Genomic DNA, 21311 nt, shown 5'->3' on the forward strand with positions numbered 1-21311 from the left:
TCAGTTCACGCCGAAATCAGATGGCGCGGACGTCCTGGGCCTGCGGGCCCTTCTGGCCCTGGCCGACCTCGAACTCCACCCGCTGTCCCTCTTCGAGGGACTTGAAGCCCGATCCGCCGATAGCCGAGTAGTGAACGAAGACGTCGGGGCCGCCTCCGTCTTGGGCGATGAAGCCGAAGCCCTTTTCGCCGTTGAACCACTTGACGGTGCCTTGAGTCATGTTTTAAAAGTCTTTTCCGTAGGTGAGCCATGGCGATCACTTGCGATCAGCCCAGTCTCAGCAACCCAGTATGCCATACTCGCCAGCAAACCGCGCCTAGCGCTTTCTCGCAACCCGATCTGGGCGGAGTCTGCGGTGGAAAACCGGCGTGTCGCGTCGCTCGGCAACTAATGTGAGTGCCCCTTTCCCACCGCGTCGCGGACTGTGCCAATCTGGGCGGTATGGGTGAGACGAACGCGGGGCGTGGCGGGCACGTCGACTTGGCCATGCGGGTGCTCGACGCGCATGTGGCGTTCACCAAGCAGCAGCTGCGCGAGCCCGCCGGGTTCCTCGAGTTCGTCACCGAGGAGATCGACGGTGCGCTCGACGAGGCCGCGGAGCTGACGCTGGCCGAGGCGGTCACCCGCGAGCAGATCAAGGCGGTCGCGCACAAGTTCGCCGTGCAGGTTCCGGTGGAGGGGGCGATTCCCGAACTCGTCGGCGAGATCGCGACGCGCTTGTACAACCATCGCGCCAACGACGAGATCGAGGTCGGCGAGCTCGTCGACAACCGCCGCTTCGACGAGCTGGTCGACGCCGTCGCCGACCTGGACCTCACCCACCGCCTGGTGCGGCTGGTGCTCGACAGCCCGGTGACCGTCGACGCGTGCGTCGAGGCGGTCCAGCGCGCGGTGGTCACCGCGGTCGACGACGGCCTGCACCCCGAAGGGGGAGGGCTGGTCCGATCGTTGCGCGGCGCGCTGTCACGGTTGGCCGAACCCGCGATGCCGGCGATCGAGAGCGGCGTCGGCAGGCTCACCCGCACCGGGGCGCGATTCGTGTTGCGCGGCAACAGCAGTGACGTCGACGAGGTGCTGTTCGGCAGCGCCCGCGAGACCTGGCGCAAACACACCGGCGACGCGGTCGGCTCGTTCCGTGATCTGGTCTCGGCCACCGATGTCGAAGACATCGTGGTGCTCGTCTTCGAATTCTGGCGCACCTTCCGCGATACCGACTACTTCCGCGCCCTGCTCGACGAAGGTGTCGACCACGTCTTCGACAAATACGGCGACACCCCCCTTGCCGAATTGCTGGCTGAGCTGGGCGTAGGGCGCGCGGAGATGCTCGAAGAGGCGCTGCGTTTCGGCCCGCCGGTCCTGGAAACACTCGACGAGCGTGGCTATCTCGATACCGTGCTGCGCCGCAGGCTGGCCCCGTTCTACGCCTCCGACGCCTTCCGGGCCGCTGTGTCCGGGATGGAGTGACCGCACCAGTTCCATTCGGCCGCTGGCATGTCGGGATGTGTCGGTACGATTCGTGCAACGATGGGGCGCTTGCCTGCCACCGGATCTCGATCGAAAGGCTGCCGTGACACGTCTGTCCTCCCTGCTCGACCAGATCGACTCCGGTGCTGTGCTGCTGCCCGAATTCCAGCGTGGCTACGTGTGGAACCGCGATCAGGTGCGCGGACTCATGCGGTCGCTGTACCTGGGGTATCCGGTCGGTGGGTTGCTGGTGTGGGAGACCGGGTCCGAGGACATCGCGGTGCGCGGGTCGACGACCGGCTCGGGGCTGCGCCAGTTGCTGCTCGACGGGCAGCAGCGCATCACCACCCTCTACGGGATCATGCGCGGGACGGCGCCGTCGTTCTTCGAAGGCGACGAGATCGCTTTCACCGGTTTGCATTTCGATGTCGAGCGCGAACTTTTCGAATTCCAGGTGCCCGGCCGCGATACCGCGCCGGCCTGGATCGACATCACCGAACTGTTCGCCCAGGGCCCGATGCACTACCTGTCCAGGTTCCCGGACGAGTCGCCGGAAACCCTTGCGCTCTATCTCGATCGGCTGAACAAGGTTCGCGAGGTCGCCAACCGCGAGTTCAACGTCGAGACCATCACCGGATCGGATCGCACGGTCGACGAGGTGGTCGACATCTTCAACCGGGTCAACTCCGGCGGCACCAAGCTGTCCAAGGGCGACCTCGCGCTGGCCACGCTGTGCGCGCAGTGGCCGCAGGCCAGGGGCAACCTGCGCGACCACCTGATCCGCTGGGACAAAGACGGCTACACCTTCACCCTGGACTGGTTGCTGCGCAATGTGATCGCGGTCGGCAACGGGCGCGCGCACTTCGACGCGCTCGGTGATCTCGCGCCCGCGGAATTCGAACAGGCGCTGGTGGACACCACCGAGCAGGTCGATACCTTCCTCGACACCGTGGCGGGCAGGCTCGGACTCGATCACGACCGAGTCCTGATGGGGCGCTACGCGATTCCGGTGATCACCCGGCTGCTGTTCCTCAACGGCGGCCGATTCGACAACGATCTGCACCGCGACCGGGTGCTGTACTGGTACGTGCATTCGGCGCTGTGGGGCCGGTTCAGCGGCTCCACCGAGACCTTCCTGCAGCAGGACTACGACACGCTCGAGCGCGGCGGCATCGACGCGCTGATCGGCTCGCTCGAACGGCTGCGCGGCGGCTCGCTCGACCTGTGCGCCGACGATTTCGCCGGCGCCACCCGCGGGTCCCGGTTCTATCCGCTGCTCTACATGCTGACCCGCGTCGACGGTTCGCGCGATCTCGGCAGCGGCTCGGAACTCGGTATCGAGCAGTTCGGTGAGCGCACGCCCGTGCAGGTGCACTACCTGTTCCCGAAAACGCTGCTGCGCGATGCCGGTTACGAACGCAACGAGATCAACGCGATCGCCAACTTCTGCTTCCTCGGCCCCGGGTCCGAGGCCGAGCTCGGCGAGCGCGAGCCGGCCGAATACTTCGCCGAGGTGGAGCGCCGCAACCCGGGTGCGCTCGCCTCGCAGTGGATTCCGACCGACCCGTCGCTGTGGCGGGTGGAGAACTATCGCGAGTTCCTGCGCGCCCGCCGCAAACTGCTCTCCGCCTCGGCCGATGCCTTCCTCGAAAAGCTGCGCACCGGCAAGCTGCACCGCCCGACCCTGCTGACGGTGGGTGTCGCCGGGGTGACCGTCGGCGATCCCGCGGTGGACCAGGTCAACGCTCTCGTCGACGACCTCGTCGCCGACGGCTTCGGCTTCCCGCTGCTCGACAGCGAGGTCTCCGACCCGGTCACCGGACGCGAACTCGCTGTCGCCGAGGCTTTTTGGCCTGAAGGTCTGCAGCCGGGCGTCGGTATGCCGGTGGTGCTCGTGCTCGAACCGTCCAATGCCGACCTCACCCGCTTCGCCCAGCTGGGCTACGCGGTGTTCACCTCCGTCGACGCCCTGCGCGGGTACGTCGACAACTTGCGCGTGGAGGCCTCCGGTGATACCTCCGTCGACGGCCCGGTAGGCGACCTGGCCGTACTGGCCGACCGTCTGCCCGCCACCTGGGTCGGCAACTCCGAACAGGTCTGGTTCCGCTTCGCCTGGAATCAGCTGGAGCACGACCGCGCCGACGGCCCCGATTCACTGCTCGGCGCCGAACAGCTCGCCCTGCGCTACATCGCCCTGTGGGCGCTCACCCGCACCTTCTACATCCACGCCTTCGACCAGGGCAACCCGGGCGAATGGCGCTACTACCTCGGCGACGCCATCGGCCCGAGCCCTCTGGTTCCGCGCGCCTGGCTGGCCCAGCGCGCCGTCGAATCCGGTGCGCTGGCCCCCGGCATGCCGCCCGGCGACGAAGACATCGCGATCGCGCTCGTGCACGGCGTCATCGACACCGTCGAGGAGGTCGCCACCGCCCTGGCCCATATCCTCGGCGGTCCCGGACTCTTCGCGTCCCTGTGGGCGTCGGCGGGCGCGGCCGAACACTACGGCTACCCCCTGTCCAACGACCAGATCAACGACCTGATCAACCAGGTGGTCAACGACCCCGAGTCCCGAAAGATCCAGGCCTACAACTGGATCGAGGCAGGACTGCCGCTCTAGGGTTGCCCGGTCGCGCGCTGGAAGGTCGAGACGAAGTCGGTCAGCGCGGTTCGATCTTCGAGATCGGCGGGCCGGTAACCGCGATCGGCTTCGACGGTGATCGAGGTGCCCGCGCACACGGGCAGCTCGTCCCAGCACACCGGCAGCACCGGTAGCTGTACGGTGCGCTCGCCGACGGTCAGGGTGATGGCCGAGGTGTATCTGTTCGCGACGGTCATCAGCGCCTCGACCGCCTGCTCGGTGAGCGGTCCCGCGGCGGTGAATTCTTCGATGTACACGGCCTCCACTCTTCAAGACGCTCACAAGGGAGTGGCAAGTGGGGCCGTTTAGGGTGGCGCCATGATGCGTAAATGGGTGGAACGAGCGTTGCTCGTCCTGGGGTGGGGCGCGGTGGTCGCGGCGGTCGTCGGGATCGTGTTGCACGTCGTGGACTGGCGCCAGAAGTCGATGGTGTTGTTGGCGTCGGGGGCGATGTGGTTGATGCTCGGTGCGGTCGTGGGGCTGGTGCTGATGCTGCTCGCGCGGGGATGGCGCAGTTCGGGGGCCGCGATCCTGGTGCTCGCGGGCGCAGCGTGGCTGGTGGTGCCGTCCTACATTCCGGAGGCCAGGGCGGCGCAAGGGCCGGAGCTGGTGGTGATGCAGTCGAATATCCTCTTCGGCAAGGCCGACCCGGGCGCCGTGGTCGGTGCGGTGCGTGACAACAACGTCGACGTACTCACCGTCGAGGAATTGACCATCGACTCGATCGCGGGTCTGCGCGGGGCCGGACTCGAAGAGCGGCTGCCCTACTTCTATCTCGAACCGGCGCAGTCGGGCGGTGGCGGCACCGGCATCTACAGCCGATACCCGTTGCGCGACACCAAGAAATACGACGGTTTCATCATGAGCAATATCTCCGCGATCATGGAACACCCGCAGCGTGGCCCGATGCCCGTGTTCGCCTTCCATCCGATCCCGCCCAACATCGACTTCGGCGCCTGGTCGGCGGAGATGCGCAAGGTCGACGAGATCCTCGCGGCGACCAGTGCACCCGCGATCGTCGGCGCGGATTTCAATGCGACACAAGATCATTCGGCCTACCGAGCGCTGCTCGACGGCGCGTTCGCCTCGGCCGCCGACCAGACCGGCGACGGCGTCCTGCTCACCTACCCGTCGGATCGCCGCTGGGGACCGGTGATCGGGATCGATCACATCCTCGTCGCAGGTGGGGTGGCAGAACAGATCCGCACCCTCACCATCCCCGGCTCCGACCATCGCGCGGTGCTGGCGACGATCCGAATGGGCTTGTGACAGTGGTCGTTTACCATGTGATCGCTCGATCGCGGACCGCACGGCGTCCGCGTCTTTTCCGGGGAGGACAGCGCATGAGAAGACATCGGTTCGGCGTGACCATGGCAGCTTTGGTGAGCATCGGCATGCTCGTATCCGGTTGCGGCGCGACAACAGTCGCCAGCGACCAGGCGCAGCCGGTCATGGACAACCCGTGGGAGGTGGCGGGGGCGGCGTCGTCCACCGGTCCCAGCGGGTCGCGTCCCGGTGTGCCCGACACGGACAAGAAGGCCGACAACGGCGACAACGGCAAGATCGACAAGCTCGCTCTCAATGCCATCGCCGACATCGAAGAGTACTGGCAGACCGAGTATTCCAAGACTTTCCGGGGCAACTTCAAGCCCGCCTCGAAGTACATCTCGTGGTCGGCGAAAGCGCCGGAGTCGGAGTCGGTGCAGTTCTGCAAGAGCAGCACCTACAAGCTGGTCAACGCCGCCTACTGCCCGCTCGACCACACCGTCGGCTGGGACCGTACCGTCCTGCTGCCGCTGCTGGTCGACAAGTACAAGGAGATGTCGGTGGTGATGGTGCTCGCCCACGAATACGGGCACGCCATCCAGTCTCAGGCCGACCTGCTGCGCGGGTTCCTCACCGACGCGCTGGTCAAGGAGCAGCAGGCCGACTGCCTGGCCGGTGTGTTCCTTCGCCATGTGGCAGAAGGCAATTCGAAGCACTTCACGCTCAACACCACCGACGGCCTCAACGGTGTGCTCGGCGCCACCGTCGCCGTGCGCGACCGCGACCCCAACGACCCCGACGCCGTCCACGGTTCGGCGTTCGAGCGGGTCACCGCGGTGCAGATGGGTTACACCCAGGGCGCCAAGTCCTGCAAGGACATCAACGAGGACGAGATCGAGAAGCGTCGCGCCGGTCTGCCCGTCACCTTCGAAGAGGGGGAACGCGACGAGCAGCTGCCGGTGAACAAGGAGACGTTGACCACCTTGGCCGCCCAGCTGGGCAAGTCGATGCCGGTGAAGAACGCGCCGAAGTTCGACTACGCCGGCGTCACCCGCAACTGCTCCTCGACGACCACCACCGAGCCGGTCTCCTACTGCCCGGGTTCCAACACCATCGGCACCGACATTCCCGCCATGGCCAAGCGTGCGGGAGAGGGCTCCAGCACCAAGGAGGAGCCGCTGTCGGCGGTCGTCACCGGCGACTACAACGCGGCGGCGGTGTTCGTGTCCCGCTATGCCCTCGCGGTGCAGCAGGATCGCAAGCTGTCACTGTCGGGTGCCGATTCCGCGGGCCTGCGCACCGCGTGCCTGACGGGCGTGCTGACCACGAAACTCAGTGAGCCGAGCAGTGATCCGCGCCTGTCGGCCGGTGACCTCGACGAGGCGGTCTCGGGCCTGCTCGCCGACGGCCTCGCGGCCTCCGATGTCAACGGCAAGGTGGTGCCGAGCGGATATCAGCGCCTGGAGGCGTTCCGCACCGGCGTCCTCAGCGGCGAACAGGCCTGCCTCAACCAGTTCAAATAGTCAGCTGAGACGGCGGGCCGAAGGCGGTAGTGCAGCGTCACCACGTAGGCCCTCGCGAAGCTGACCATTGATACTGTCAGTGCGAAGCGGGAAGTGACCGCAGGGAGCTGAGGGTGTTCGCCACCGCGCGGGCAGCCTCGGCTCCCTTTGTCACGAAGTGGTTGGTGTAGTAGTCCACGTGCTCGCTGTGCTCGTGGAAGTGGTGCGGGGTGAGCACCACCGAGAACACCGGCACATCGGTGTCGAGCTGCACGCGCATCAGGCCGTCGATCACCGCGGAGGCGACGAAGTCGTGGCGGTAGATGCCGCCGTCGACGACCAGGGCCGCGGCGACGATCGCGTCGTAGCGGCCGGTGCGCGCCAGGCGCTGGGCGTGCAGGGGGATCTCGAAGGCTCCGGGGACGTCGAACACCTCGACGACCTCGGGATCGAACCCGAAGCCTGTGTATTCGGCGAGGAAGCCCTCGTGCGCCTTGTTGACGATGGAGCTGTGCCAGCTCGCGCGGATGAAGGCAACGGCGCCGGAAGACGTGGTCATGAGCAGAGTCTACTAGGTCACCCGCACGAGAACTTACTGACCGGTAACATGAGCTGACAGCCAGTCGGTGACATCGCCGAGCACCTGCGCGCGCTCGGGTTCGTTGAACACCTCGTGGTAGAGCCCGGGGTAGCGCAGCACTGTCACGTCGGTCGAGCCCGCGTCACGTTCGAGAAGATCGGCGCTCGACGGAGACGCGATCACGTCGGCGGTGCCGTGCAGCACCAGCAGTGGCGCGGTGAGCGCGCCGAGGCGCTGTTTCACCAGCGCGGTGTGTTGCAGGATCTCCACCGCGGTGCGCGCGGGCAGCTTGCCGCGGAAGACCAGCGGGTCGTCGTCGTAGGCGCGAACCACGTCGAGATCGCGGCTGATCGTGGACGAATCCAGAGTCAGCACACCGAGATTCGGCGCGAGCCGGGTGAGCAGCGGCGCGGCCAGGCGCTGGATCGGATTGCCGAGCGGGATGTCGAGGGGTGGCGCGGAAACGATGACGCCCGCCACGTCGAGTGGCCCGCGAGTCGCCAGGTGCAGCACCACCAGGCTGCCCATCGAATGCCCCAGCAGGAACCGGGGGACACCGGGATGGGCGGCGCTCGCGAGACCGAGCAGAGTCGCGACATTGTCGGCGGCGCCCTGCATCGAACCGATATTGGCCGCCGCACCCTCGGACAGGCCGTGCCCGATGTGGTCGAGCGCGTAGACGGCGAAACCCGCGTCGGTCAGTGTGGTGCTGACGTATTCGTAGCGGCCCGAGTGTTCGGCGACGCCGTGCACCAGCACCACCACCGCGCGCGGCGCCGTCTCGGGTTGCCATGCGCGCCAAGCGATCTTGCCGCCGTGCCCCGCGAACTCGCCGGTGTCGGTCGTCATCGTGGCGCTCCTCCTGGTTCGGGCGCCGCGGCGAGCCGCTCGATGAGACGCCGGTTGAACTCGATCAGCCGAGCGTAGTTGAGCCGCGAGATCCGCTCGTCGGTTCCGTGGATACGTTCCAGATCCGCCGCGTTCACCACGATCGGCGCGAAGTTGCACCGGGTCACGGCCAAGCCGTCGTAGTGGCGTGAATCGGTGGCGCCGGGCACGATTCCGGTGGTGGTCACGATTCCGGGCACCACGCTGGAGGCCAGTTCGGCGACCAGGTCGTAAGCCGGACCCGGCTCGGTGAACCGGGAGGGCTCCGATGCCGGTCCGACGAGGTCGATCACCACGCCGATATCGCGGATCACCCGGGCGCAGTGCGCCAGCACCGCCGCCACCGAATCGCCGGGCAGGATACGGAAGTTCACCAGCGCCTCGGCGCTCTGTGGGAGCACATTGGCCTTCACTCCGCCGCTGATCACCGTGGGCGCGGTGGTGGTGCGGACCAGGGCCTCGGTGGTCGGACCCGCCGCCATGATCCGGGCGACGAGCGGGCCGGTCAGTGCCGCCAGTCCGCGCGTGTCGGTGAGTTCGAGCAGTCTGCGCCGTGGTTCGGGCATAGCCTCGCGCATGCGGGCCAGCATGTCGCTGATCACCGGCGTCAGCCGCAGCGGCATCGGATGATCCTGCACACGCGCGACCGCACGTGCCAGTCGTCCCACCGCGGTCTGCTTGCCCGGCATCGAGGAGTGACCGCCGGTCTCGGTGACCGAAAGCCGGACCGTCGCATAGCCTTTCTCGCCGAGCATGATGCTGGCCACCGGCCGGTCGACCCCGTCGGCGACGCCGTCGGTGATCACCCCGCCCTCGTCGAGCAGCAACTCCGCGCGCACTTTCTGCTCGCGCAGGTGCTCGGCCATCCGGACCGCGCCGCCGTCGCCGAAGACCTCTTCGTCGTGACCGAAGGCGAGGAACATGGTGTGGCGCGGGCGAATTCCGGCCGCCAATGCCCCCTCGACCGCCTCCAGGACGGCGAGCACGCGGCTCTTGTCGTCGATCGCGCCACGGCCCCAGATGAATTCGTCGTCGACGACACCGGCGAACGGTGGATGGGTCCAGCGTTGCGCGTCGTCGGCGGGCACCACGTCCTGGTGGGCGAGCAGGATGGCCGACACCGCGCCAGGCTCGGTGCCGTCCCAGCGGTAGAGCCTGCTGTGGCCGAAGCTCGTCAAAGCCAGCTCGGCGTGCACGCGGGGAAACGAGGTCTCCAGGTGGGTGGCCAGGCGGACGAACTCCGCGTCGGCGGTGTGCGCGGGATCCTCGGTCGACACCGTCGCGCACTGCAACGCGACGGCCAGCCGCTGTGCGACCTCGTCGTCGACGCCCTCGGTGACGGGGGACATGGCGGTGTTCTCGGTGATCGGGCGCATCTCAGTCATTGTGGCCCGTGGCGAGGCCCTTCGCCCAGCAAAGGCGCCCGAACCGCCGAGATGGTGGCGCGGTGTGATGCGGTCAGACGGTCCGGCGACGCGCCATCTAAGCTGGCACCATGGCAGGAGGCAAGGGCGGCAAGCCGTCGAAGGAAGCCAGGGCCGCGGCTAAAGCGGCCCGTAAGCAGGCATCACGCGAGCGACGTCAGCAGTTGTGGCAGGCGTTCAACATGCAGCGCAAGGAAGACAAGGCGCTGCTGCCGCTGATGATCGGCGCACTGGTCGGCACCACGGTGGTCTTCTTCCTCATCGGGCTGATCTTCGACATGCAGTGGTTCCTGCTGCCGCTGGGTCTGCTGCTGGGTGTGCTGCTGGCATTCATCCTGTTCGGGCGCCGCGTGCAGAAGAACGTGTACCGCAAGGCCGAGGGTCAGGCGGGCGCCGCGGCGTGGGTGCTGGAGAACCTGCAGGGCAAGTGGCGGGTCGCCAACGGCGTCGCCGCGACCACCCAGCTCGACGCCGTGCACCGCGTCATCGGCCTGCCCGGGGTGATCTTCGTCGCCGAGGGTTCGCCGCAGCGGGTCAAATCGCTCATTCAGCAGGAGAAGAAGCGCACCGCCCGCCTGGTCGGTGACACCCCCATCTACGAAGTGATCGTCGGCAACGAGGAAGGCCAGACTCCCCTCAAGGAGCTGCAGAAATACCTCACCAAGCTGCCGCGCAACATCGACGTCAAGCGGATCGACCAGATCGAGGGCAGGCTCTCGGCCCTGAGTTCGCGCAGTGGTCCCGCGATGCCGAAGGGCCCGATGCCCCCCGGCGCGAAAATGAAGGGCATGCAGCGCGCGATCCGTCGCCGCTGACCCACTCCCGCCACGAGCCCGTCACCTGTCCGGTGACGGGCTCGCGACGTTTCAGGCGTTGGGTGAGCGGCCGGTCAGCAGCCACAGAACCCGGTCGTATGCCAGTAAGTGTTAACCGACGAGAACAGCCGCCGAGATCAAGGCGAGGCGCGGCAGCGCAGCGGCCCACAGTGCCGCGGCGCCACCGAAGAGCACCGTGAACTCGACGAGCAGCCTACGAGCAGGCCCAAACAGCTCAGCGAGCGTTGACCAGCGCTGTCCCGGTCGCCCGGTCGTGCATGCCGCGACCGTCGGCATCGGTGAACAGCGCGGGCACCACGAACACCAGCAGCACCTGCCTGGCCAGTGCGCGCACGAATCCCACCGCCACCGGTGCGTCGATACGCAGCACCCGCAGCTTCATGAAGTACTGGCCAGGGGTGAACCCGAACAGCGTCACCGCGGCCACGCCGACCACGAACCACACCAGCAGCGGCACCGACGACGACACGAAACTGCGGGTGATCACCGCCGCGATCCCGACCGCGATGAACCAGTCGATGAACAGCGCGACGACTCGGCGCCAAGTGGGGGCGAGTGAGCCCGCTCCTTCGCGCGGCAACCCGTACAGCTCACCGGGGTAGCCGGAGGTGTCCGAGTCGCCGGGTTCGCCCGGAGATCCGGAGAGCCATGTGCCGGTAATACGCGCCATGGCTCCCAGGATAGAGGCGCGCCATCGGTCGCCCACGACCGCATTAATGGAGGTCACGTCAGCGCGGGATCGCGCGGATGGCAGGATTAGCGTGAAGATCGCGCCCGGATGGCTGACATCACCCAGGCATCCGGCTCGCGTAACACTGGCGAAACATAGCCTTGACTGTTGGGAAACACCGCGTCCTTAGCGTCAGGTCGCGACGAACCCCTTCGTAGCGACTGCGCGCAGGTCGTTCGAAAGGGCCAGCATCGCGACTGGCTGGGAACCGATTCGTAAGGAGAGCAAGTGACGTTCAGCACGGCCGAAGAGGTCATCCAGTACATCAAGGAAGAGGACATCGAATACGTCGATATCCGCTTCTCCGACCTGCCCGGCGTCCAGCAGCACTTCTCGATCCCGGCCAAGGCGTTCACCGCCGACCTGGCGGAAGAGGGTCTGGCGTTCGACGGCTCCTCGGTGCGTGGCTTCCAGTCGATCGACGAGTCGGACATGCTCCTGCTCCCCGACTTCAGCACCGCCCGGATCGACCCGTTCCGTGCCGCGAAGACGCTCAACCTGAACTTCTTCGTGCACGACCCGTTCACCCGTGAGGCGTACTCCCGCGACCCGCGCAACATCGCGCGTAAGGCGGAGGAGTACCTGCGTTCGACCGGTATCGCCGACACCGCGTACTTCGGTGCCGAGGCCGAGTTCTACATCTTCGACGGCATTCGCTACGGCTCGCAGATGAACAGCTCGTTCTACGAGATCGAGTCCGTCTCGGGCTCGTGGAACACCGGCAAGGAGTTCAACCCGGACGGCAGCCGCAACCTCGGCTACAAGGTCCGCAACAAGGGTGGCTACTTCCCCGTCGCACCGTACGACCACTACGTCGACCTGCGCGACGAGATCTCGACCAACCTGCAGAACGCGGGCTTCGAGCTCGAGCGCGGGCACCACGAGGTCGGCACCGCCGGTCAGGCCGAGATCAACTACAAGTTCGGCACGCTGCTCTCGGCGGCGGACGACCTGCAGCTGTTCAAGTACATCGTGAAGAACACCGCGTGGAAGGCCGGCAAGTCGGTCACCTTCATGCCGAAGCCCCTCTTCGGTGACAACGGCTCGGGCATGCACGTGCACCAGTCGCTGTGGAAGGACGGCAAGCCGCTGTTCCACGACGAGGCCGGCTACGGTGGCCTCTCGGATCTGGCGCGTCACTACATCGGCGGCATCCTGCACCACGCCCCGTCGCTGCTGGCGTTCACCAACCCGACCGTGAACTCGTACCACCGTCTGGTGCCGGGCTACGAGGCCCCCATCAACCTGGTGTACTCGCAGCGCAACCGCTCGGCTGCCGTGCGTATCCCGGTGACCGGCAACAACCCGAAGGCCAAGCGCATCGAGTTCCGCGCGCCTGACTCCTCGGGCAACCCGTACCTGGCCTTCGCCGCCATGATGATGGCGGGCCTGGACGGCATCAAGAACAAGATCGAGCCGATGGCCCCCGTCGACAAGGACCTCTACGAGCTCCCGCCGGAGGAGGCCAAGAACATCCCCCAGGCCCCCACCAGCCTGGCCACGGTCATCGATCGCCTCGAGGCGGACCACGACTACCTCACCGAGGGCAACGTCTTCACGCCTGACCTCATCGAGACCTGGATCAACATCAAGCGCGAGCACGAGATCGCCCCGGTCAACCTGCGCCCGCACCCGTACGAGTTCGAGCTCTACTACGACGTGTGATCCTGACCTGCGGGAACGGGCCTGATCGGCCCGTTCCGTACGCAGTGGGTACGCAGTAAACGGTGTCGAGTCCACCCGCCCCGTGATCACAGAACGCGATCACGCGGCGGGTGGACTCGTCTGTATCCGGGCACAGATGCCCGGCGAGGTAGCGCGCTATGAACCACCGAGCGACATGGACGTCACCGTGCGCGTCGGGCAACCGTCCGGCGCGGGCTGCCCTGCCAGACGCTCATCGATCCAACGCAGGACAGCAGGAGTCGCGCTGATCGCGAGACTGACGTGCTCGCTCAATTGGTCCCGCGTATAGGTGATTCGGGCCCCCGATGCGCACCACTGTGCCACCGCCTTGTCGGGCCCCGCGATGGTGACGATCTCGTCGTGCACGGCGTTGTAGAGGAACAGCGGCGCGGTCTGCGACGAGGGGCTGAAGTCCAACTCGGCCAACGACTCTTGTATCTGCTCGATAAGTTGCGAAAAAGGGATCGTCAGGTAGTCGTCCATGCGCAGGAACGCATGCTGAGCCACGTTCGGCGTCACGCATTTGCTGTCCCCCGCGGCCATCAGCGCTTGCCCGGCAGGCGTCAGGTATTTGTCGAAGGCCGCCGCCAGACGGGGATCGGCGCGCAGCATGCCCGGCAGGAGCGACGGCAGGAAACCGGAGAACGGACCGGCATCGAGCGTCCCCATGTAACTGCCGATGGGCGCTGTCCCTCCACCCATGGCGACGCCGACCAGTCGTATTTCGGGAGCGTAGGTCGGCTGCACGTGCGCGACCCAGCTGGTGCCGTACGCTCCGCCGGAGTAGCCCATCGCGGCAACCGGAGTATCGGTGCCGGACAGGCCGAGCGGCGCGAATCCCTGGGCCGCGCGCACTCCGTCGAGCGCGGCGTAACCCGGCTGTCTCGGGGCGAACAGCGTCCCCTTCGGCCCCTCCCAGTCGGGTACGGAAATCGCATGACCGGACGACAACATCTGGTCGATCTGAATGAGATCCAGCGAGGAGTCGTACTTGTCCGGCGCTCCTTGCCGGAGCACGTAGGAGGGCGCGCACTGTGGGGCCGAGGCATCCGTGGCAGCCTGATAGGTGATCAATCCTTTGACCTGCCCGGTTCGTGGGCGCAGCACCGTCGTCACGGTCGCCATGGGTCGGCCGTCGGTATCTGTCGTTCGATACAGCAACTGCCAGGCGTCGGCGTCCTGCACCTGTGGCGTCAGCGAGGCCACCTCGACGGGTCGCGAATTCAGGATGGCGCCCGGTGCCTGTGAGTCCCAGCCCGACGGCGGGGTGTAGAACGGGTCGTTCTGTGGAGTGGTCAGCGGATCCGCACTACCGACCGCCATGGGAGTACCGGTCAAGCACACCACGGCCGAAACCGCGATCAGAACCGAGCGCAGCTGACCGCGCTTGACCACTGAACGCGTTGCACCACAGGCTGATACGACACCGTCTACCATTCGGACTTCCCTCCCTGGAGGGGACCGCTCCGAATCCCCCTGAAGGCAGCCAGATTACATCCCCTGATCCGGATGAATGCCCGAACCGACGACGAAGTTGGTCCTTCGATCAGTTTGCCCGCGGTGATCGATCTGGCCGAGTTGGTGGCGCGTCACGTGTGTGGGGGAACGGATTCGGCCAACGCCGTGCGGGCATCGATCAGGTGTCGGTCGAGGTCGCCGCCTTCGTGGAGCCAGACTCGGTACGCGGAGAAGAAGCACGCCATCCCGATCTTCGCCCACAGGGCCGGTCGCACGTCGCTGTCGACGGCGACGCCCAGTTGGCGGGCCAAGTGGTGTTCGATGAGCTTTTCCACGGCGGCCTGTTTGGCCAGGTCGCGGGCCTGTAGCGCCGGCGTGCTGGTGATCAGGGCATCGCGGGTGCGCGCCTGTGCGAGTTGTTCGCCGCCGAATCTGCTGATCAGTGGAGTGATCACGACGGCGAGGGTGGTTTCGGGGTGTTCGCCCTCGGGGCGTTCGGCGAGGAGTCGGGCGAGGTCGGCGCGCAGGTCGTCGTCTTCGGGGAAGACCAGCTCTTCTTTGCTGGTGAAGTAGCGGTGCAGGGTGCGGGTGCCGACTTCCGCGGCCGCCGCGATCTCGGCGACGGTGACACCGTCGAAGCCTCGTTCGGCGAACAGGCGGAACGCGGTGTCGACGATGGACTGCCTGGTCCGTTCCCGTTTGAGTTCCCGCAGCGACATCGAGACAGTGTCGCACGACATCAATATCTGGCAGACTGTGCCATATGACATCAAGTGACAGGACGTTTGTCGTCACCGGCGGCACGAGCGGGCTCGGCTATGAATGCGCCAGGACCCTCGCGCTCGACCCGCGCAACACGGTGGTGATCACCGGTCGCGACGCGACTCGAACTCGGGAGCTGGCCGCGACGATCGGTGCGCACGGCATGGCGCTCGACCTGTCGTCGCGATCGTCGGTCGGCGCGTTCGTCGCCGAACTCGTCTCCGCCGACCTGCCACCGCTGGCCGGCCTGGTGTGCAACGCGGGCGTCCAATTCACTCGTCGGACCCTCACCGCAGACGGTATGGAAGCGACCTTCGCCACCAATCACCTCGGCCATCTCGGCCTCATCCTCGATCTGCTCGACCACTTCACCGCACCGGCGCGAATCCTCCTGGTGTCCTCAGGAACCCATGACCCCGACCAGTTCACCGGGATGCCGCACCCGCTGCACGCCACGGCGCACGAATTGGCTTACCCGCCGCCGCCGACCGAATCCGCACAGCGCGACGCTCGTCGCCGCTATACCACTTCGAAGCTGGCGAACCTGCGCACCACCTACCACCTCGCCCGCGAGTTGGCCCCGCGTGACATCGCGGTGAACGCGTTCGACCCAGGTCTGATGCCTGGAACCGGATTGGCCAGAGACGCGGGCGCTTTCCAGCGGCTGGCCTGGAAGACGATCGCCCGCGCCCTCGTCGTACTCCCCGGTGTCCGCACGCCGCAAGGATCCGGCGCGGACCTCGCATGGCTGGCCGCGGCGCCGGCCCGCGAGGGGATCACCGGCGAATATCTCGTGCGGCGCACACCGGTCCGATCCTCCGCGGCGTCCTATGACGAACCGGCCCAGCGGGCTCTCTACCGAGACAGCCTGGAGTTGCTCGCCGAGTTGGATGCGGGCGGCCCGAAGATCGGCGACACGCCCCGGATAATCGGGGCTGGACGGCGAGGCTACGACCGGCAATAGTCCGGGGGTGCGATTGGGTGTTGTGGTGGCGCGGGCGGTGGCCGGAGTGGCGTTGGTGCTCGGGACGGCGGCGCCGGTCACGGCCGAGCCGGTGAATGTGGCGTTCACGTGGACGCAGGAGTATTTCACCGCGCCGGACGGGACTCGGCTGCACGCTGATGTCCTTCGGCCGCCGGGTGTGGCGGCTGACGCGCGGACTCCGGTGTTGTTGACGGCGAGTCCGTACCGGGCCCACCTGGCCTACCTGTCCCAGCCTCGGCCCGGTGGTGGGCCGTCGACCGATAACCTGCCGGTCGAGTGGGCGCTGCGGGCCGGATACACGTATGTGATCGTCGATTTGCGCGGGTTCGGTGGGTCCAACGGATGCCCGGATTTCGGTGGCCCGGGGGAGCGGTCGGATGTGGCGGCAGCGGTGGAGTGGGCGGCGAGCAGGCCGTGGTCGACGGGTCGGGTCGGTGTGGTCGGGACGTCCTATGAGGGGTGGACCGGGATGATGGCGCTGGCCGCGAAGCCGAAGGGGCTGGCGGCGGTGGCGGCGTTCGAGCCGGTGGTCGATCCGTACTCGTACCTCTACATGCAGGGCACGGCGTGGAAATTCGGTGGAAAACCGTTGACCGAGGACGGGATTCGCCCCGCCGACACCGCGGGCGCGGAACACCTGGCCATCGCTTCGACCCCGGGCCACCCCGACGACGGCGACGAGTACAAAGCCAATGCGATCCAGATGACCCAGGACTGCGCCGCCCGCTACCTCGCCCTCACCACCGACCACAACGCCGCCAACCCGGACTGGCGCGAGCGCGACATGGTCGAGGCCGTCCGTGGCAACACCACCCCGATGTTCCTCGGCCAGAGCTTCCTGGACTCCAACACCCGAGCCGACCGCATCATCGACGCATGGGAAGCCAGAGGCCCCGGCGACCATCGCGCCTGGTTCGGCCAATGGGGCCACTCGGACTGCCGGGAAAAGTGCGGCACACCCCAATTCGGCTCGGAGCTCTACGCATTCCTGGACAAACACGTGGCGGGCGCCGATGTGGAGGTGCCGGGTCCTCCGGTGACCGTCGGCCAGTTCGACGGCGGTTGGCGCGGTGAAACCGTGTGGCCGCCTACGGATTCCCGGCGCGCGTCGGTCGCCTTGCGCACCGGTACTTACAACGATCGTGGTCTGTTGCCCGGCGCGGACCGGGAAATCTGGTCGATCTCGGCGCCGGTCACCGAGCCCGTCCACCTGGCGGGCCGGGCCACTGCGGCGTTGACCCTCTCCGGCCCGCCCGAAGCGACTGTCGCACTGGAGCTTTACGACATCGCCCCCGACGGCCGTGCCACGGTCATCACCCGTGGCATCGCCCCGGTCCGCCCCGAATCCGAGATCCGGTTGCTCTGGCAGGACGCCCGCCTGGCCACCGGCCACCGCCTCGGCGTCCGGATCACCAACGCGGTCGACGACGTGTGGTCGCACACGCCGACGAACGCGACCGTCACCGTCGCCTCCGCCCGCTTGGACCTGCCCTTGCTCACCACCCCGCGCGAGCTGGACCTGCCCGGCGGCGTCCCCATTTGGCACGCGCGGTGGCGAACCGAGGAGACCATCGCACTCCCGCCGGAGATGGTGAACGACCCCGCGCTTCGCATCGAACTCGGTGCCGAGTGAGTGTGATCCGCCCGTCGGCACGGCCGAGTCTCCACGGATGCGGTCGGTCTGGCTAACGGTTCAACGTCGGGCTGTTCTCCACGTATCGCGGTGCGGCGCTGACATCTTCGCCTCGCACCACACGAGCGACCAGATCGGGATGGGTCAGCTGCGGGTAATGCCCGGTATCGGCGATCGTGGTGACCGGCCGATCGGTCGGCTCGATCAGCGGATCGTCCGCACCCACGATGATGTCGACCGGAACCGTGACCCGCGCAAGCTTGGCGGCGAGCTCGTCTCGCGAGGAACCCGCGGCGCGCAAGGCCGCGAAGGTCCGCTGGGCGACGCCGGGCCGCCGCAGATTCGCCACAGCGGAGGCGACGGCGGGTCCATCCGGAATGCTCAGTCGCGCAGCCAATGTCACAGGGGACATCCGCTTGACGACCTCGGCGGCGATGGGCGAACCCGTGAGCCGGGAGGCGGGCTGTTGCAGAAATGCGGGGGCGATGAGCACGAGTCGTGACACCCGATCGGGATGGCGAAGCGCGAATTCGATGGCGGGCCAGGTACCGAACGAATGACCCACTATGACCGGTCGAGTCCGCACCGGCGCCATCAGCTCCGCCATCCAGTCACCGGTCGACTGCGAAGTAGCCGCCGAACGGCCCAGCCCGGGCAGATCGGCCGCCAGTACCGGTCCATCCAATTCGCGCACTACCCCGGCCCACGAATCACTGTCGACCGGAATGCCGTGCAGTAGCACATATTCCGGCTCGACCTGCTCGCCTACCAGCCACGTACCGTCGCGGAATCCGGATTCGGGCACGGGCGTGACGGTGCCGTTGCGACTGGCGACGATCCCGTCGGCGTAGGTGCGCAGCAGTTCACTGACCGGCGGATGAGCGACGCCGAGCCGTCGCGCGACGATATCGCTGTCGCCGGTGTCGTAGCGGTCGCTGCTGATGAAGGACAGCGCTTCGGGATCGGCATGGGTCACCGCCCGTGGCAGTCGCCGGACCAGCGCGGTCGGCAACGTGAAGCGCGGCGCGGCGACGTGCAGATGATCGGCGACGAGCCGAATCAGTTCGGGCAGTGCGGGAGTCGCGGCATCCAGCAGCGGATAGGACTTGCCGACCGTATCGGGCTGCGTGGGCAGCCCGACCATGAACCGCGCCACGTAGTCGAGATCGACGACCGGCACGAAGGTATCGGCGGCGCCCGGCAGTGCGGGCAAGCGGCCCTGCCAGAGATTGTCGATGATGTCGGAGAGCCCGAAATACTGGCCGGGTCCGAGCACCCCGGAGGGATTCGCCATGGTCAGCGGGATGTCACGATCGGCCGCGATGCGCCGTAACAGCAGATCGGCCTCGACTTTCGACGCCTCGTACGCGCCGTTGCCGTAGTCCTGCTCGCCGCCGTCCTCGGCGGCGCGATAGCCGGTGATGTGCACGACGCGCCGCAGATCCGGTTGCCGTGCGGCCCATTCCAGTATGTGCACCGCCCCGTCGAGATTGACCCGACGCGCCACCTCCGCATCCAGCCCGAACTTCATCAACGCGGCCGCGTTGTACACATCGCGCACCCCGTCGATCGTGTCGCCCAGCGCGAGATCCGGTTCGGCGATATCGGTGGTGGTGATGGTCAACCCGGACGTGTCGACGCTCTGCGTGTCGAGCCAGGTCCGCAGCCGATCCTGACTGCCCGCACGCAGCGCGGCGGTGACGGTGTGCCCGGTTCGCAGCAGTTCGGCGACCAGCGAGCGGCCGATGAATCCGGCGGCGCCGAAAACAATCGAGTCGGTGTGTGCCATGGTGTCCTACTTTCAGTAGACCGATTTACATATTTTGGAGTCGTAAGTCCGGAGCGGAGGCGGGAGGAGTTCAGACCAGAATGTCGATGGTGTCGGCGAGGTGTCGCAGCGGTTGGCGTGAGCGGTGGGTGCGTGCGAGCACCAGTCCGCCTTCGATCAGGGCGAGCGCGACCGTGGTGATCCGTTCGGGCTCGGGATGACCGAATCCGATCAATCGTTCCCGGATCGCCTCTTCCCAGAGTCGATATGTCGCTGAACAAGCTTGCTGCACGGCGTCATTGGTAGCCGCGGTGTCCAGGGCGACAGCCGCCACCGGGCAACCGATGGTCCAGTCCGATGCTTCCAGCTGATCGCCCAGCAGGTTCACCATCTTGCGCGCGAAATCTCGTGCGTCCGTCGCCTCGATCGTGCGGATGATCCCCGCGATATCGCTACCGCTCTCGGCAAGCGCCGCGGCCACCAATTCGTCCTTGCCGCCGGGGAAGTGGAAGTACAGGGACCCGCGCGGCGCCCCGCTCTCCTGCACGATCTGATTGAGCCCGGCACCGAAGTAACCATGCGACTCGATCAGCGACCGCGTCGCCCTGATCAACTTGCACCGGGTTTCGGCTCCCTTTTTTCCCACACGTTAAAACTAGACCGATCTATATATTTCTGCAACCGTGGCGAACCTCGGCGCGGTTGGTTTGTCGCAATCAGCGGGCGCCGAGTCGATTACGTGTGGCGTGATGCCAGAAGCTCGGCCGCGTCCCCGCACAGTCGGTCGATGACAGTGGAGGCAGGTTCGATATGGGTCACCAAGCCGACGCCCTGGCCCGCGTCCACGGGCGCGAGCTTGGGATCGTCGACCGCGATCGCCGCGCGAAGACGTTCGGCGTCGGGTAGGTCGTCGGCGTCGGGTCGGGCCCACGGGTCGGTGAACTCGTTGCGCAGGACACGCGCCGGATAGATCGGCGGCCAGGGCAGGTCGAGTGCCTCGTCGAACGCGGTGGTGACGGTGGTGCTGCTGGAGTCCGCGGCGAGCATCGCCAGGCGGGCGGATTCGGGCAGCAGTGATTCCTCGGCGGCGGCCAGGCAGGTCCCGAGCCACGCTCCTGCCGCTCCCGCTGCGAGCACGGCGGCGAGCGTGCGCCCGGAGCCGATACCCCCGGCGGCCAGGACCGGCACGGTAGCGATCTCGAGAACTGCGTCGAGCAACGGCAGCAGGCCAAGTCGGTCGGCGCCGTGACCGCCGCCTTCGCTACCGCGCGCCACGAGAACGTTGATGCCCGCATCCTGAGCCCGGTGCGCGCCGGGCGCGTCGTACACCTGGGTGACCGCGAGGATGCCCGCGTCCTGTACCTGCGGCACCCAGGAGAAATCGGTGCCGAAACTGACCGAGATCAGCCGTGGACGTGCTGCGATCGTGGCTTCGAGCAGGCCGGTTTCGCGGGCGCGGACCCAGTCGACGAGCCCGATCCCGTCCGGCGTACCCGCGATGGCCAACTCTCTCCGCAACGCCGCGACCGACCCCGCACTGCCCATCCCGATCATCCCGAGCCCACCCGCCGCGCTGACCGCCGCCGCGAGCCGTCCCCCCGCGGCGCCACCCATCGGCGCGTTCACGACCGGCACGCGCAGACCCAACGATCGAGACCACGGTGTCGACAATGACTGCTCTGGCATCGGTG

The 21311-nt window shown here is 67.1% G+C and carries 19 protein-coding genes; 8 read left to right on the forward strand and 11 right to left on the reverse strand.

Translation table 11 applies throughout. The annotated features are described in order from the left end of the window. Nucleotides 1-16 precede the first annotated feature (16 nt). Nucleotides 17-220, reverse strand: a complete 204-nt coding sequence (locus NS1_RS35115; RefSeq protein ID WP_056821080.1) for a cold-shock protein — start codon at nt 218-220, stop codon at nt 17-19. 221 nt (nt 221-441) lie between these two features. Between NS1_RS35115 and NS1_RS35120 the strand changes: the two genes are divergently transcribed. After that, on the forward strand, nt 442-1464 hold the full coding sequence (locus tag NS1_RS35120) for a hypothetical protein (protein WP_062991567.1): 1023 nt from the start codon (nt 442-444) through the stop codon (nt 1462-1464). A gap of 103 nt (nt 1465-1567) precedes the next feature. Beyond that, complete coding sequence (locus NS1_RS35125) at nt 1568-4081, forward strand: GmrSD restriction endonuclease domain-containing protein (RefSeq protein WP_062991569.1); 2514 nt, start codon at nt 1568-1570, stop codon at nt 4079-4081. Here NS1_RS35125 and NS1_RS35130 read toward each other — a convergent pair. Continuing rightward, nucleotides 4078-4359 carry a hypothetical protein gene (locus NS1_RS35130; RefSeq protein WP_157125571.1) on the reverse strand — a complete coding sequence of 94 codons (282 nt, stop codon included), beginning with the start codon at nt 4357-4359 and terminating at the stop codon, nt 4078-4080. The two genes, NS1_RS35125 and NS1_RS35130, sit on opposite strands and share 4 nt — an antisense overlap. 61 nt (nt 4360-4420) lie before the next feature. Between NS1_RS35130 and NS1_RS35135 the strand changes: the two genes are divergently transcribed. Beyond that, nucleotides 4421-5371, forward strand: a complete 951-nt coding sequence (locus NS1_RS35135) for an endonuclease/exonuclease/phosphatase family protein (protein WP_063816357.1) — start codon at nt 4421-4423, stop codon at nt 5369-5371. Nucleotides 5372-5445: 74 nt separating this feature from the next. Beyond that, entirely contained in the window at nt 5446-6891 is a 1446-nt protein-coding gene (locus NS1_RS35140) for a neutral zinc metallopeptidase (protein WP_062991573.1), read from the forward strand. A 76-nt stretch (nt 6892-6967) separates the two neighbouring features. On the opposite strand, the gene NS1_RS35145 is transcribed toward NS1_RS35140, so the two are convergent. Genes NS1_RS35145 through NS1_RS35155 form a run of 3 tightly spaced genes read right to left on the reverse strand, consistent with a single transcriptional unit; the run spans nt 6968 to nt 9714 of the window. After that, nucleotides 6968-7429 carry a 6,7-dimethyl-8-ribityllumazine synthase gene (locus tag NS1_RS35145; RefSeq protein ID WP_056821074.1) on the reverse strand — a complete coding sequence of 154 codons (462 nt, stop codon included), beginning with the start codon at nt 7427-7429 and terminating at the stop codon, nt 6968-6970. A gap of 33 nt (nt 7430-7462) precedes the next feature. Further along, the gene (locus NS1_RS35150) at nt 7463-8299 is read right to left on the reverse strand and encodes an alpha/beta hydrolase (protein WP_062991574.1); all 837 of its coding nucleotides are present in this window, start codon (nt 8297-8299) and stop codon (nt 7463-7465) included. Continuing rightward, complete coding sequence (locus tag NS1_RS35155; protein WP_062991619.1) at nt 8296-9714, reverse strand: M20/M25/M40 family metallo-hydrolase; 1419 nt, start codon at nt 9712-9714, stop codon at nt 8296-8298. The genes NS1_RS35150 and NS1_RS35155 overlap by 4 nt, the downstream gene beginning before the upstream one ends. Nucleotides 9715-9833: 119 nt before the next feature. Here NS1_RS35155 and NS1_RS35160 point away from each other — a divergent pair, with 119 nt between their 5' ends. Beyond that, complete coding sequence (locus NS1_RS35160; RefSeq protein WP_056821069.1) at nt 9834-10577, forward strand: DUF4191 domain-containing protein; 744 nt, start codon at nt 9834-9836, stop codon at nt 10575-10577. Between the two features lie 235 nt (nt 10578-10812). On the opposite strand, the gene NS1_RS35170 is transcribed toward NS1_RS35160, so the two are convergent. Further along, on the reverse strand, nt 10813-11268 hold the full coding sequence (locus tag NS1_RS35170; RefSeq protein WP_062991578.1) for an RDD family protein: 456 nt from the start codon (nt 11266-11268) through the stop codon (nt 10813-10815). Between the two features lie 288 nt (nt 11269-11556). On the opposite strand from NS1_RS35170, the gene glnA reads away from it, so the two are divergent. Continuing rightward, nucleotides 11557-12993 (forward strand): type I glutamate--ammonia ligase, encoded by a 1437-nt coding sequence (gene glnA / locus NS1_RS35175; RefSeq protein ID WP_056821065.1) that lies wholly within the window; start codon nt 11557-11559, stop codon nt 12991-12993. 156 nt (nt 12994-13149) lie between these two features. Here the strand turns inward: glnA and NS1_RS35180 are convergent, their stop codons facing one another. Together NS1_RS35180 and NS1_RS42215 are read right to left on the reverse strand one after the other, a co-directional pair. Further along, nucleotides 13150-14337: a lipase family protein gene (locus NS1_RS35180; RefSeq protein ID WP_255284814.1), complete on the reverse strand. Its 1188-nt coding sequence runs from the start codon at nt 14335-14337 to the stop codon at nt 13150-13152. 266 nt (nt 14338-14603) lie between these two features. Further along, nucleotides 14604-15191, reverse strand: a complete 588-nt coding sequence (locus NS1_RS42215) for a TetR family transcriptional regulator (protein ID WP_062991580.1) — start codon at nt 15189-15191, stop codon at nt 14604-14606. 44 nt (nt 15192-15235) lie between these two features. On the opposite strand from NS1_RS42215, the gene NS1_RS35190 reads away from it, so the two are divergent. Continuing rightward, nucleotides 15236-16198 (forward strand): SDR family NAD(P)-dependent oxidoreductase, encoded by a 963-nt coding sequence (locus tag NS1_RS35190; RefSeq protein WP_062991582.1) that lies wholly within the window; start codon nt 15236-15238, stop codon nt 16196-16198. A gap of 7 nt (nt 16199-16205) precedes the next feature. Then, on the forward strand, nt 16206-17852 hold the full coding sequence (locus tag NS1_RS35195) for a CocE/NonD family hydrolase (protein ID WP_062991584.1): 1647 nt from the start codon (nt 16206-16208) through the stop codon (nt 17850-17852). 52 nt (nt 17853-17904) lie between these two features. On the opposite strand, the gene NS1_RS35200 is transcribed toward NS1_RS35195, so the two are convergent. The 3 genes from NS1_RS35200 to NS1_RS35210 form a co-directional block, all read right to left on the reverse strand. Further along, entirely contained in the window at nt 17905-19641 is a 1737-nt protein-coding gene (locus tag NS1_RS35200; protein ID WP_063816358.1) for an alpha/beta fold hydrolase, read from the reverse strand. A gap of 70 nt (nt 19642-19711) precedes the next feature. Then, complete coding sequence (locus tag NS1_RS35205) at nt 19712-20266, reverse strand: TetR/AcrR family transcriptional regulator (RefSeq protein WP_062991586.1); 555 nt, start codon at nt 20264-20266, stop codon at nt 19712-19714. Between the two features lie 89 nt (nt 20267-20355). Beyond that, nucleotides 20356-21306: an NAD(P)H-dependent flavin oxidoreductase gene (locus NS1_RS35210; protein ID WP_062991623.1), complete on the reverse strand. Its 951-nt coding sequence runs from the start codon at nt 21304-21306 to the stop codon at nt 20356-20358. Nucleotides 21307-21311 lie beyond the last annotated feature (5 nt).

This window comes from Nocardia salmonicida NBRC 13393, assembly GCF_001613085.1.
Classification (GTDB): domain Bacteria; phylum Actinomycetota; class Actinomycetes; order Mycobacteriales; family Mycobacteriaceae; genus Nocardia; species Nocardia salmonicida.

Coding starts and splice junctions, on each gene's coding strand:
- NS1_RS35115 (WP_056821080.1), bottom strand. CDS start 220: ATGACTCAAGGCACCGTCAAGTGGTTCAACGGCGAAAAGGGCTTCGGC.
- NS1_RS35120 (WP_062991567.1), top strand. CDS start 442: ATGGGTGAGACGAACGCGGGGCGTGGCGGGCACGTCGACTTGGCCATG.
- NS1_RS35135 (WP_063816357.1), top strand. CDS start 4,421: ATGATGCGTAAATGGGTGGAACGAGCGTTGCTCGTCCTGGGGTGGGGC.
- NS1_RS35140 (WP_062991573.1), top strand. CDS start 5,446: ATGAGAAGACATCGGTTCGGCGTGACCATGGCAGCTTTGGTGAGCATC.
- NS1_RS35145 (WP_056821074.1), bottom strand. CDS start 7,429: ATGACCACGTCTTCCGGCGCCGTTGCCTTCATCCGCGCGAGCTGGCAC.
- NS1_RS35150 (WP_062991574.1), bottom strand. CDS start 8,299: ATGACGACCGACACCGGCGAGTTCGCGGGGCACGGCGGCAAGATCGCT.
- NS1_RS35155 (WP_062991619.1), bottom strand. CDS start 9,714: ATGCGCCCGATCACCGAGAACACCGCCATGTCCCCCGTCACCGAGGGC.
- NS1_RS35160 (WP_056821069.1), top strand. CDS start 9,834: ATGGCAGGAGGCAAGGGCGGCAAGCCGTCGAAGGAAGCCAGGGCCGCG.
- NS1_RS35170 (WP_062991578.1), bottom strand. CDS start 11,268: ATGGCGCGTATTACCGGCACATGGCTCTCCGGATCTCCGGGCGAACCC.
- NS1_RS35180 (WP_255284814.1), bottom strand. CDS start 14,337: ATGGCGGTCGGTAGTGCGGATCCGCTGACCACTCCACAGAACGACCCG.
- NS1_RS42215 (WP_062991580.1), bottom strand. CDS start 15,191: ATGTCGCTGCGGGAACTCAAACGGGAACGGACCAGGCAGTCCATCGTC.
- NS1_RS35190 (WP_062991582.1), top strand. CDS start 15,236: ATGACATCAAGTGACAGGACGTTTGTCGTCACCGGCGGCACGAGCGGG.
- NS1_RS35200 (WP_063816358.1), bottom strand. CDS start 19,641: ATGGCACACACCGACTCGATTGTTTTCGGCGCCGCCGGATTCATCGGC.
- NS1_RS35210 (WP_062991623.1), bottom strand. CDS start 21,306: ATGCCAGAGCAGTCATTGTCGACACCGTGGTCTCGATCGTTGGGTCTG.